The organism is Methylomonas montana (assembly GCF_030490285.1).
Classification (GTDB): domain Bacteria; phylum Pseudomonadota; class Gammaproteobacteria; order Methylococcales; family Methylomonadaceae; genus Methylomonas; species Methylomonas montana.
This window is the reverse complement of the sequence record NZ_CP129884.1, coordinates 2,017,036-2,028,854: the sequence shown is the minus strand read 5'-3', so window position 1 is coordinate 2,028,854 and position 11,819 is coordinate 2,017,036. Positions and strand designations below refer to the sequence as shown.

14 protein-coding genes are annotated in these 11,819 nt (G+C 55.9%); 8 read left to right on the top strand and 6 right to left on the bottom strand.

What is annotated here, in order from left to right; translation table 11 throughout:
* Window positions 1-74: 74 nt before the first annotated feature.
* The 3 genes from QZJ86_RS09435 to QZJ86_RS09425 all read right to left on the bottom strand — a co-directional run bounded on the left by QZJ86_RS09435 (window position 75) and on the right by QZJ86_RS09425 (window position 3,042).
* Complete coding sequence (locus QZJ86_RS09435) at window positions 75-764, bottom strand: lectin (protein ID WP_301938443.1); 690 nt, start codon at window positions 762-764, stop codon at window positions 75-77.
* A gap of 185 nt (window positions 765-949) precedes the next feature.
* Entirely contained in the window at window positions 950-1,924 is a 975-nt protein-coding gene (locus QZJ86_RS09430; RefSeq protein WP_301938442.1) for a lysylphosphatidylglycerol synthase transmembrane domain-containing protein, read from the bottom strand.
* Window positions 1,924-3,042: a CDP-alcohol phosphatidyltransferase family protein gene (locus tag QZJ86_RS09425; RefSeq protein WP_301938441.1), complete on the bottom strand. Its 1,119-nt coding sequence runs from the start codon at window positions 3,040-3,042 to the stop codon at window positions 1,924-1,926. The genes QZJ86_RS09430 and QZJ86_RS09425 overlap by 1 nt, the downstream gene beginning before the upstream one ends.
* Window positions 3,043-3,242: 200 nt before the next feature.
* Here QZJ86_RS09425 and QZJ86_RS09420 point away from each other — a divergent pair, with 200 nt between their 5' ends.
* The 8 genes from QZJ86_RS09420 to QZJ86_RS09385 all read left to right on the top strand — a co-directional run bounded on the left by QZJ86_RS09420 (window position 3,243) and on the right by QZJ86_RS09385 (window position 9,540).
* A complete protein-coding gene (locus QZJ86_RS09420; RefSeq protein ID WP_301938440.1) occupies window positions 3,243-4,895 on the top strand; it encodes a sulfatase-like hydrolase/transferase in 1,653 nt (550 codons plus the stop codon).
* Between the two features lie 335 nt (window positions 4,896-5,230).
* Window positions 5,231-5,662: a DUF6152 family protein gene (locus QZJ86_RS09415; protein ID WP_301938438.1), complete on the top strand. Its 432-nt coding sequence runs from the start codon at window positions 5,231-5,233 to the stop codon at window positions 5,660-5,662.
* 112 nt (window positions 5,663-5,774) lie between these two features.
* Window positions 5,775-6,572: a hypothetical protein gene (locus tag QZJ86_RS09410; RefSeq protein WP_301938436.1), complete on the top strand. Its 798-nt coding sequence runs from the start codon at window positions 5,775-5,777 to the stop codon at window positions 6,570-6,572.
* A 24-nt stretch (window positions 6,573-6,596) separates the two neighbouring features.
* Complete coding sequence (locus tag QZJ86_RS09405) at window positions 6,597-7,649, top strand: hypothetical protein (RefSeq protein ID WP_301938434.1); 1,053 nt, start codon at window positions 6,597-6,599, stop codon at window positions 7,647-7,649.
* 7 nt (window positions 7,650-7,656) lie between these two features.
* A complete protein-coding gene (locus QZJ86_RS09400) occupies window positions 7,657-8,154 on the top strand; it encodes a DUF6644 family protein (protein ID WP_301938433.1) in 498 nt (165 codons plus the stop codon).
* 5 nt (window positions 8,155-8,159) lie between these two features.
* On the top strand, window positions 8,160-8,636 hold the full coding sequence (locus QZJ86_RS09395; RefSeq protein WP_301938431.1) for a DUF6644 family protein: 477 nt from the start codon (window positions 8,160-8,162) through the stop codon (window positions 8,634-8,636).
* A gap of 76 nt (window positions 8,637-8,712) precedes the next feature.
* Window positions 8,713-9,294 carry a cytochrome c gene (locus QZJ86_RS09390; protein WP_301938430.1) on the top strand — a complete coding sequence of 194 codons (582 nt, stop codon included), beginning with the start codon at window positions 8,713-8,715 and terminating at the stop codon, window positions 9,292-9,294.
* A 72-nt stretch (window positions 9,295-9,366) separates the two neighbouring features.
* Entirely contained in the window at window positions 9,367-9,540 is a 174-nt protein-coding gene (locus QZJ86_RS09385; RefSeq protein ID WP_301938429.1) for a hypothetical protein, read from the top strand.
* Between the two features lie 34 nt (window positions 9,541-9,574).
* Here QZJ86_RS09385 and QZJ86_RS09380 read toward each other — a convergent pair whose 3' ends face one another.
* The 3 genes from QZJ86_RS09380 to QZJ86_RS09370 all read right to left on the bottom strand — a co-directional run bounded on the left by QZJ86_RS09380 (window position 9,575) and on the right by QZJ86_RS09370 (window position 11,807).
* A complete protein-coding gene (locus QZJ86_RS09380; RefSeq protein WP_301938426.1) occupies window positions 9,575-9,862 on the bottom strand; it encodes a hypothetical protein in 288 nt (95 codons plus the stop codon).
* 270 nt (window positions 9,863-10,132) lie between these two features.
* Entirely contained in the window at window positions 10,133-11,107 is a 975-nt protein-coding gene (locus QZJ86_RS09375; RefSeq protein WP_301938424.1) for a hypothetical protein, read from the bottom strand.
* Window positions 11,108-11,186: 79 nt separating this feature from the next.
* Complete coding sequence (locus tag QZJ86_RS09370; RefSeq protein ID WP_301938423.1) at window positions 11,187-11,807, bottom strand: redoxin domain-containing protein; 621 nt, start codon at window positions 11,805-11,807, stop codon at window positions 11,187-11,189.
* Window positions 11,808-11,819 lie beyond the last annotated feature (12 nt).

Sequence of the window (11,819 nt, the reverse complement as noted above, 5' to 3'; positions counted from 1 at the left end):
TGAAGCGCATCAATCGCGAGCGATGCGCCTCCTAACGTCGGCACATCCTACAATTTTCTTAAGCCCATGCAGCCTTAATCTGCCGCGAAGCAATAGAAGTAACCCGCCCCACCGGTGCTGACCAGGTTTTCCTGGCTGCAACCTTTGCTGTCGTGGGTGGAGTTCCAGGAGACGTTGCCGCCGGTTCTGCCGCCATTGGTACGGTCGGAATGGCCGACCCGAACACTGCCCTCGCCGCCGCTGGTATAGTTCTTACAGGTATGATCGGCGGCATCGGCGTAGGCTCTGCCGTCAGGCTTAGTGCCGGTGATGATGTCATGCTGGTTGGGAGTTTCTCCGGAACTCTTGATCGGCGCGCCCTTTTCAGTCAGCGCGGTCAGCCGATGCAGGTTGTTGCCTTGCTGGCCCAACTCCACGGTGTCGCCATGCAGATGCGCCACATCGTTAGCCACGATGGCACCGTTGGCATTGGCCCACGGCCCCTTGCCGATGCGGTCGCGAGCATTGACGACGGGTTGATCGCCGCTAGCCTGGGTACTCAGATAGGCGCGCCAGTTCCGGTTGCCCGCGCCCACTTCACTCGCCAGTTTCTGGCAATGGGCGTCGGCGCCTGCCAGCCCACCCAAATCGGCCCCTTTACCGGGACCGGCGCTGGTCACGAAAAAACCCAAAGGGGGTTTGGGGGCTTCGGCTGGCGGCTGTTGCGCGAAAGCGGTATTGGCACTCAGAACCAGCAGGCCGGCAACAAAGCTAGTTTTTTTCATTCATCTTCTCTCTTTTTGGGTTAACAAAACGGATTCCTTGAGTAAGGGTACAGTTCCGATAAAGAGCATTTATCATGCCGCGTTAAAAGCCAAGGGAATTGCGATGTCGAAGAGCATTGCAGATCGATAGTTGTTGATCTACAAACAGGATTTGCTGACCACCTGTTCTCATGGAAACAGATTCCTTATTTCAAGGCGCGTAGACAGCCCAAGCCCCCCATCAGCATCACGCCATCTCGTAACCGCATTAGCGCCATCAGGCCGATGGCTGCCTCCGCGGGCAAACTCAGGTATTGAAAAGCCCAAAACAGCGCCGCTTCCAGCGAGCCGACCCCGCCGGGTAGCGGCAGCATGAAAGATAGACGCATGGCGACCAGAATGACCAGGAACGCGGAAAAACCCAAGGCAAGATCGAACACGCTCAGCAACAGCCACAACTCTGCTAGCAGTCCGGCCCAGCCAAAGACGGAGAGAATAAAGGCGTTCAACAACGCCGGCTTCCGCTCCTTTACGGCACGCTTTAGATCGCCGCCCAGACGCTGCCAGTGCGTTTCTATATGTTGTAGTCGTGGGTGATGTTGCCAGCGCCGGACCAAGCGTTTTAGCCAAGAAAATACCCGTTCAGGCTGCTTTAGAAGCAGCCAGCCCAGCGAAGATAACGTTAGCAACATACCGGTCAGAATCAGCAGAATTTCCTGCCAGTTGGCGACATCACCTATCGGTGAAGCCAACAGCAATAGCACTGCCAGGACCAGAATGCTGAAGTTGATCCACAGTTCGTAAAACCTATCCAGGCCCAGTGCTAGCAAAGCACCGTGCAGCGGCACGCGGCAGCGCTTGTACAACCAGAAAATCTGTAATGGCTCGCCGCCAAACTGCGGACCTGGCGTGATGAAACTGACGGCTTGACCGGCTTGGCGGATCATCAACAGCTCGACGAATCCCGCCGGCAATTTCAGCAGGTCGCTAAGCACCTGCCAGCGTTGCGTCGCCAGTAAAACAATGACCAGGTTCAACGCTATCCAGGCCGACCATTGTCCGAAGGATAGCGTGCCGAGAGCCCGTGTAATAGCGGCAAGCGGCAATTGGCTTAGCACCGATCCTACCAGGATCAACGCCAGCAACCACAACAAGACAGGAAACGCTTTCAACCAGGACATCAGGCACCGTCATAGCGTTGTATCCAGTCGTCGCCCCATCGCCAAAGGCTACAGCGGCCGGTGCCTAGCAGCAAAATCCAACTGGCGGAAAAGATCACTAAATAACTCGCAACAGGACTGGCATCGCCCGGATCATGCCAACCCAACAGCGTAATCAAAATCAGCGTCCCCAAGCGTCCCGCAAGGCCAAACAGGATCAGGCTAGCTCCGAGGGGCAAGCCAATAACCAACAACTTGTCGGCCGTATCGATTGAGCCTGGCATCAGTAAAAACACCAGCAGCGCCAGTAATATCCGCAAGCCCGGCTGGAAAAAACGCTCGCTCCATTCCGCTAAATAGTGATAGGCCTGCGGCTGTATCAGTCCACAAACCACCCACCAGTCCGCGGCAAAACCGAACAATACCGGCAGCATGAACGCAAAGCCCGCGATAGTGGTCAGTTCCGGATCGAGCAGCGGCCATAGCGCCACGGCGACGAAAGCCATTTGAAAGCCGGCCAGGGTGCGACGTAGCGGATTTGCCGGCAAGGCGTGTAACGGCAACCCCAGTAAACTGCGGCGCTGCAAGCCCCATCGATAAACGTAAAATGCAACGCTTAATAGCAGATAAGAGCCATGCAGTTTTCCCAGACCGATTGCCAATAGCGGCGCAATCACCAGCCCCAGCGCATCGAAACTAATATCCAGTTCGTTACCCAACAGACTGACCTGCCCACTACGGCGGGCAGCAAAGCCATCCAGCCGGTCGAGGATCGCGGCCAAGGTGTACAGCAACGCCGGCAGCCAAACGAGGTCGGCAGCCGCTTGATCCATGAACAGAAAACCGCCGGTCAAAGCAATCAAACCGCCGCGCAGGATAGTCAAACGGTTACCCCAACCCAGGCTGCCGTAGAGAGCCGATTCCGCACTGGCGCGATTCAGTGCCAACCGCCGCCCGATACACAGGCAGACATATGCCCAGAGCAGACCTGCCTGCCCTAGCCATTGGTCGGCTAATCGCCAATCCTCCACAAGACCTAATAAACAGAAACCGGCCAGTAGCACCCCGCATCCTAGCCAGGTTATCTCTCGCAGTTCGCGTTTTAAAAAATTTAAGCCGGCATCCGGGTTTGGTTGCATGTCCTTATATCGCTGAGTCAGATTAATCGATACACTTAAGCATGAGATATGCCAAATTGGCGTTGTTTTTGCTTACACGGCTGCCAACACGATCTGCCTTCACTGAATAATCAACGCTTATCATCCAACATGCTCGCCCCATCAAACTTAAGTCCTCGTCATCGGCAACACGTTTGCCGCTTCGATTTAACCGACTCCGCATGGCAAGCACAGACATGCTAGGCAATCACAGACTTTTCAATCGTCACAGGACCAGCCAGCTAACGACAGGCTTGAATATGTTCGCCTTGATGTATGTATGGGCGGCCTTGCTGATCCCCAACCGCCTCAGTTCGATCACCCCGGCGGCCTTTGCCTATTTACCGCTGGAAGCATTATTACTCGGTCTGGTTTTGCTGGTGCCGGGCCGAACAGGCACGCTGTTTCGCCTACTCGCCGCCGGCCTGCTGGCGACGGGCATTATCTTTAAAATGGCCGACATCGCGGCATACCAGGTTTTCGACCGGCCATTCAACCCGATACTCGATTCCCGGTTTCCGGCCGACGGCATGAATCTGCTGAAAGGCGCCATCGGCCGGATTGGCGCCATGGTGGTCGCAGGCTTGATAGTCGCGCTATTGACCGGTATTTTCCTGCTGACCAATGCTATGCTGCGCCAAGTGCAAGTGCTGTTGCAAAGCTCGACAAAAACCAGTGGCGTGGGTTTACTCGCCGGCCTTTTGGTTTGGATAATCTGTGCCTTCGCCGGCCGGCCATACGCCGGCAAACCGTTTTACGACCTGATGGCGACGCATGTTTCCAGCATCCGTAGCGGCATGGCCGACCTGGAAAGCTTTAACAACATCGTCGATAACGACCCTTATGCAGCGGTGCCGGACAGCGCATTATTCGAGAAATTGAAAGGCAAGGACCTGCTAGTGGTGTTCATCGAATCGTACGGCCGGACCGTGCTTGATAAAGCCGATTACGCTGAGCATATCCGCCCGCTACTGCAACAAAGTAGCGCTAAGTTGGCCGCGAACGGCCTGTCGGCGCGCAGTGCTTACCTAGCCTCGCCGACTTACGGTGGCATCAGCTGGCTGGCGCATGGCACCCTAATGTCCGGCTTATGGATCAATAGCCAGACCCGCTACGACCGTTTGGTGATGAGCCAACGCCCATCGCTGAATCGCCTGTTTCGGCGAGCCGGCTGGCGAACCGTGGCCGTACAGCCCGCTCATACCATGGCATGGCCGCAAGGCGAATATTTTGGCTACGACCGCATCTACGCCGCGCAGGACCTGGGCTACAAAGGCCAGCCTTTCAACTGGATCACCATGCCGGATCAATACACGCTATCGGCCCTGCAAGTTTTGGAGCGCCAACCCGGCTCGCGCCAACCGCTGATGGCCGAACTGGCCTTGATCTCTTCGCACGCACCCTGGACGCCGCTGCCCCAACTCGTAGATTGGCATCAGGTCGGCGATGGCAGCATATTCAATCAAGCGCGAGCCGGCGACACCCCGGAAGTGGTCTGGCAAAATACCGAGCGGATTCGCGAGCAATATCGAAAATCCATCGAATACGCCTTAGCCAATATCGTCTCCTATGCGGAGTCCTATGGCGACGACAATCTGGTGATCCTGGTACTGGGCGATCACCAACCCGCGCCGTTCGTGACCGGCGAATCGGATAGTCGCGATGTGTTGGTACATCTGATCAGCCGCGATGCCAAGGTGATAGATGCCGTGGAAGATTGGCAGTGGTCGGAAGGCATGCTGCCGGCCGGCGATGCGCCGTCTTGGGGGATGGATAAACTGCGGGATCGATTTATTTCCGCCTTTTCCGCCCAAACTGCCGATCTATCCAAATAAGATTAAGCAAACGAGCCGGCCTCGCAATGCTGGCATTCGAAATTAAGCTGGCTAGCCAACAGCGGATGCTGCATCGCTGTTGCGTGACCAGCAACCCCAGCCAGCTTATTTCCGAGCTACCTCCCCCGCTTCCAAGCCGTGCTTGGTCATAAACCGTTCGAAAAATCCCCTACAAAACAGAGTATTGGCGAACGGCACCTGATTCCTCCCCCATCCATCCGAAGCCGTTCTTATTTTTGGGCCTAATTTTTGCTGATTAGGGCGACAACACGGAAAGCAAGACCAATACATTTTCGCGACTGATTTTTTTATCGAATACATACAGGAAATATTGCATGAACATAAACGGCAAACTGCTCAGCGGGATATTGGTAAGCGGACTACTCGCCTTAACGGCGCCGCCGGCCGAAGCCCATCACGCCTTTTCAGCGGAGTTCGACGCCGAAAAACCAATCGAACTGAAAGGTGTGGTTACCAAACTGGAATTGGTCAACCCGCATAGCTGGCTATACCTGGACGTCAAGCAAACCGACGGCAGCGCCAAGAATTGGGGATTCGAATTCGGCGCGCCGTTCAGCCTGAAACAAAAAGGCATCACCAAGGCCAGTCTGCCGGTCGGCAGCGAAGTGACCATCCAAGGCTATCGGGCCAAAAACGGCAAGGATTTCGGCTACGCGGTAACCACCGTGCTGTCCGACGGCCGTAGCGTCAAAACCGGCGGCGCTCAAGACGCGCCCGACGCCCAAACACAAGGTGCCGCTCAGTAACAATAATTTTGCCGCCGACCGATTGATCAATACGCGGACGTATTGCGGGTAAAGACACTTGCCAACTACCCGGCTACGTTGCGCGACGACGCTTAAGACCAGGAGAATATTTTTGAATACCGCACGCTATCAATGCCTTAACCGGCTGACCGCCCACGCGCTGCTGGCCGGTTTGCTGTTGTGCTTGCTATCCGTCCACAACGCGGCAGCGGCCACCCTAAAAGTCCCGAGACTTGCCAACGGCAAACCCGACTTTTCCGGTATTTGGCAAACCACCAATCCCGCCGATTACGACCTGGAGCCGCATTCCAATCGTAAAGACGCCCCACCCGGCGCCGGTGTGGTCGAAGGCTATTACCTGCCCTATCTGCCGGCGGCTCTGGAACAAAAGAAGAAAAACTTCGAGGCTCGCGCGACCGACGATCCCGCCTTGAAAGGCTACACGCTGGGCGTACCGCGCGGCATTTATTACCCGGAACCGTTTCAGATCTTCCAACGCAAACAGGATTTGACGCTGGTGCATCAATTCGGCCATTCGGTCAGAACCATACACACCGACGCCACCGACCATCCGAAAGACCCGTACGACTGGTGGTTGGGCGATTCCCGCGCGCATTGGGAGGGCGATACGCTGGTGGTCGACGTCAAGCATTTCAACGACAAGACCTGGTTCGACCGGGCCGGCAATTATCATAGCGACGCGCTACATGTCGTCGAAAAATGGGCTTTTCTGGACCCCAACACCGTCGAATACAAAGCCACCATCGAAGACCCCAAGGTATTTAGCAAACCCTGGAACTTATCGGTGATCTTGCATCGGCATCGGGAAAAAGACTTTCAGTTGATCGAAGACTATCGCTTTACGCTGGACTACGACGACGCTTATCCCCCTAAACCGAATAAACCCTAACGCCGGACAGCAGACGAGGACGTTATGACACAAATTAACTCAGGTCGCTCGGCACTAGTTTCCGGGCTGGCAATCAGCGTAATGCTCACTGCCGCTCCAAGCATACATGCTGCCGACGAGGCAAAAAAACCGGAAACCAAACCGGAACCGGCCGCCGCGAAACCGGCTCAGCCAGCCACCAAGCCGCTAAAGCTAGGCGGCCCCGGCATCGAACAGGAAAGAAGTTTCCCCAAGATCGTTTCCGGTAAATGGACCGGCCCGAAAACCGCCGACGGCCAACCGGACGTGCAAGGCCATTGGTCGAACACCATCGCCAATCACAATAACTTTACCGACCCGCAAGGTGGCATCCTCAACGATCCCAATCCCAACCGCTTGGCAAAAGGTCCGCGCGAAGAACGCGCGCCCAGCCGGGTCAGCGACCCCGTAGACGGCCAGGTGCCGTTTCAGCCCTGGGCGCTGGAAAAGGTCAAGGCATTTCAAGTCGGTTTCCACAACCCAACCAAACCGGAATACATCGAGCCATTGGCCCGCTGCGCACCGGCCGGCGTGCCGAAATCGCTGTTTTGGCACGGCTACGAGATCAGCCAATATCCGGGCTATGTGCTGTTTCAATTCAACTCCGGCACCCGCATCATCCATCTGGACGGCAAACCGCATTTGCCGGAGAACATCAAACTCTGGAACGGCGATTCGCGCGGCCACTGGGAAGGCAACACGCTGGTGGTGGATGTCACCAACCAAAACGGTAAGGCCTTGTTCGGCCGCTCCGGCGAGTTCATCAGCGAAAACGGCCATATCCAGGAACGTTACATATTCAGCAACAATGGCGACCGTTATACCTATGAGGCCGTGTTGACCGATCCGACCGTCTACACCCGGCCGTTTACCGTGACGGTACCGGCCCGCAAATGGACCGCGAAGGATCAGCCCAACGGCTGGCACTTCGAAGTGGAACCGGCTAATTACGTCGGCAAGGAGCCACTAAAGGAACCGATCCTGGACCAGTACGAACGGGTTTGCACCGAGAATAACGGCGGTTTTGGCTTAGTCGCCAGCGAAGCTCCTCAGAAATAGGTTCATCATGTCCTTAATCGAATTCGCCCAAACCCTTAACGATTCCGAGCTTGGCACCGCGTTGCGTGAGTCGGTGTATATGTTTCCGCTGATCGAAGGCCTGCATTTGATCGGCCTGGCAGTGGCCTTGGGCCTATTGTTTTTCGTCGACTTGCGACTGCTCGGCCTGTTTTTGCCGCAACTGCCGGTCGGGCAAGTGCTGCACCCGCTGCGGCCCTGGCTGCTGAGCGGATTTGTGGTGATCTTCGTGACCGGGATTTTGTTGTTCGTAGCGACGGCGTCGAAAATCATCACGCTGCCGGTGTTTTTTTACAAGCTGGGGTTCATAGCCTTGGCCGGCATCAACGCCTTGTGGTTTGAATTGAAATGGGGCCGCGATGTTGGGCATTGGGGCGATGCTCCGCTGTTGCCTGGCGCGGTCCGTTTTGCCGGACTCACCTCGCTGACCTTATGGAGCCTGGTGGTGATCGCCGGCCGTTTGATCCCTTACCTGAGTTACCAATAATCCTTATGTCTGCTCTCGAATTCTTCAAAACTTTGCAATCCAGCGAATTTGGCCGCTATGTCGGCGGGTTGGATCATCTGTTCTGCGCGGTACTGGAACTGGGCCATATCGCCGGCATGATTTTGCTGCTGGCATCGGTGCTATTGACCAGCCTGAATTTGCTGGGTTTGGGGCTAAGCAAGGTGCCGCTGGTGCAAATTCAGCACAGTACCCGCAAATTGTTCTGGACCGGCTTGACACTATTATTGGTGTCGGGCTTGCTGATCTTCATCCCGGCGGCCACCAGCTATTACACTAACGATTTCTTTTGGGCCAAATTCGTATTGCTGGGTGTGGCCTTGCTGGTTTATTTCACGCTCTATCGTTGGGTCGCCGCTTCCGGCTCTCGCGGCACATGGCTGGCAAAAACCACCGGCGGTTTGGTGTTAAGCCTGTGGCTGGGAGTAGCCTTTGCCGGACGCTTTATCGGCTTTTTTGCTTAACGCCGAAACGTCCATTTCCAAGTTCAAAGCGTCTCACATCAAGTGTCTTCCTTTATTCGCACAGGATTGCTCAACCATGCTTGTTCTCAGTAAATCTAGTTCACGTTTAAAAGTTATTGCCTGCAGCCTAGCCTCTGCCGGTATATTGATTGCCTGCAACACTGCTACAACCGAACCAGCTACGCCGCCAATTCCTTTCAAAGCGGTCGCGACGCTGCAAGACATCATGACGGCTATCATCGACCCCAACATCGATTTCGTCTGGAACTCGGTATCCTCGGTCAGTACGGCGAGCGGCACCGAAGAACGCCAGCCGCAAACCGACGAAGACTGGCGACTGCTGCGCCAACATGCCTCGTCCGTGGCCGAAGCAGCGAATCTATTGCTGATTGAAGACCGGCCGATTGCGGCCGCCAACGCCGTCACCTCCAGTGGTGGCGCCGAACTGACGCCGGCTGCGATCAAAACCTTAATTGCCGAGCATCGCCAGGAATACCTGCAAAGAGCGCAAGGCCTGCAAACTGCCGCGCAAGGCTTACTGTTGGCGATAGAAGCCAAAAACGTCGAGGAACTGGAAAAAGCCGGCGGCGAAGTCGAACAAGCCTGCGAGCAATGCCATAGCCAGTTCTGGTATCCGGGCGATGCGCGGCCCAAATAAAACAAGTGGCGATAAACGCCACCATCCGGTGACGCGTCGCGTTCCAGGCCTCTCGCGACGTGGATAAATGATATGTCAATAGAAATGCTCCTACTGATATTGCTCAACCTTATCGGCGTCTTCGTCTGCCATTCCATCGCAAAATCGCGCGGCTCCCGACACGTCGCGTTCTGGAGCGCCATGGGCGCCTTGTTTGGCCCGCTGGCGATTCCGTTCCTGCTGATATTCGTTCGTGGTGCAAAGTAGCCTCACTCACTATCAGGCAACAGTAAAAAACCGTTCAATTTAAAGCGTAAGCACTCGTTGCCAGATTCATGGTCTGCTCGATGAAGCACCAGAACGGCTTTTGCGCCATGAATCCGTGGTTGGGCAACACATACCTATCGGTTTGCACTACCCAGAGCGGATCATCCAATGGCATATCCGCCACGGGCCGCAGTTGCAAACCGTTCGCCACCCGCCAAATTGAAGCGCCGGCCATGGGCCAGGCCTGTGCGGCGATTTGCTGTCGGCCCGAAAGATCGGTGCCGCTGACTTCCAAACCGGTTGGACATGCCTGATTCGCCAACGTAGCGTCCGTGGTCTCCAGGCGATCGGGGAGTCGCTATTTTTGCGAAAGCTTGTTTTGGGCATCCCAGCCCAATCAAGCGGCAAAAATTACGCGACCGCTTATGCCTCCGGCGGCCCCGATTCGTCCGCGTCACCTCGTTTCGACCCAACAAGGGGTCGAAACATTGGCTCTCGCATGACTTGACGCCGTTTCGCGATGCCTTGCAGGTTTTCTCCGCTTCACTACGAAAACCCGCCCGGCGCTACGGCTATCGCGGACTAAAAATCTTCACTTCGCTATCGCTCCGTTTCCAAGATTTTCAGCGTGAGTGATAAAACCGCGAAAATGCCCGACGGCGGTCGCGGCTAAATCCCATTGCGAAGCGCCCTGCATGTCCACCTGCTCGACTGGATCCAACACCGACTCAAACCAAGCCGGCACGGCTCTGCTGTAGGTAAACATATTTTTGGTGATGTTATCGGCTTCCGAACTGGCAACCACCACTAACGGGTTGGTATGCACAAGCCGATTTGTCGCGCCGACTCGGCGGACCGCCGCTCGCAAGTCGGCAAAGCGCCGGGCTTCAACTGCCGGATTGACCAGCAACACCAGGTCACCGAAACGGGCCTGATCACCGCGGCCTTGTTGCAACCGTTGCAGCCAGACCGGCTGCAAGGCGTTTAACAGCACCGAAGCCCCCAGACTATGGCCTATGGTGAGCAAGCGATTATTCGGATCGGCATCGTGTTTGACGACAGTCTCGACATTCAACAAGAAATCCAGAAATTGCTTTTGGCCCAAGCGTTCGCTGACCGACCGCCGTCCCCAAAAGGTCAACGCTCGCAACCAGGGCGTTTCCACGGTTTCGCCGCGCCACCCCAGGTAGACTCCCACCACCCGGTGTTGTTGATTGCGGCGCTTGATGTCGCGCAGACTTTCCTTGAAACGGCGGACGTTGTTATCACTGTCCCTGGCGTTATGGTGCCAGCCGTGCGCGTAGATCACCACATATTGCGGCTGACGCTGGTCTTGCAAGCAATTCAGCAAGGCATCGGCCTGGCGTTGATCGTAAAAGCGGCCGTCGTCGTCGAACTCCACGAAGCCCAGCGCATAATCGTCTTGCTGGTTGACCACTAAATTCGCGGCGCTGCAATCCTCACCGACACTGGCTAGACAGGGTGTGGTGCGAATCTCGGTACGAAAATATTCTTTCGGCGCGCAAGCCGATAGCAACAGCAGCATCGCGAACAGCAATCTATTCATGAGCTGGGTACTAAGGCAAAAACGTAAATCTTTGCGCCTCTACCCGTCGAACAGTAGACAAACTCGCCTAGCAAGGGCATTAACCGGCATATTTAACGGTACAACCATACGGTTTAGTCACTGATTTGCTGATCGGTTTGCCTGCCGCCAGCTCCTTCAAAGCCGAGGAAATGTAATTCTCGGCGCTGGCGATGTCGTCCTGATCGGCCGACGGAATGCTGTCTATGCCGCCTTTGTACAGCAACACGCCTTTGGGATCGATGATGAACAATTGCGGCGTGTTGGTAGCGGCGTAAAGCTTACCGATAGTTCCACTCGGATCAAACACCACATTGGCTGGCGTGGCGCCGCGTTCCTGATTGAGCTTTTTGGCGGTCGCTGCGTCCACATAACCTTCCTTGTCCGGCCCGGAGGAAATCACTTGCAGCCAGACGACGCCTTGGCTGGCTGCTTGTTTTTGCACTTTGGGAATATTGCCGGACTCGTAATGTTTACGCACGAACGGGCATTCGTGATTGGTCCATTCCAGAATCACAATCTTGCCGCGCAGGTCGGCGAGATTCAGCGTACCACCCTCGGCGGCGGCCCCGGAAAACGTCGGCGCGGGCTGGCCGACTACCGGCTCAGCCCGCGCCGCGCCGGAATGGATCAACAGGGTCAAACTCAATGCGAAAAAACCGAATAGACGTTGCGATAACATGAAAACTCCTTG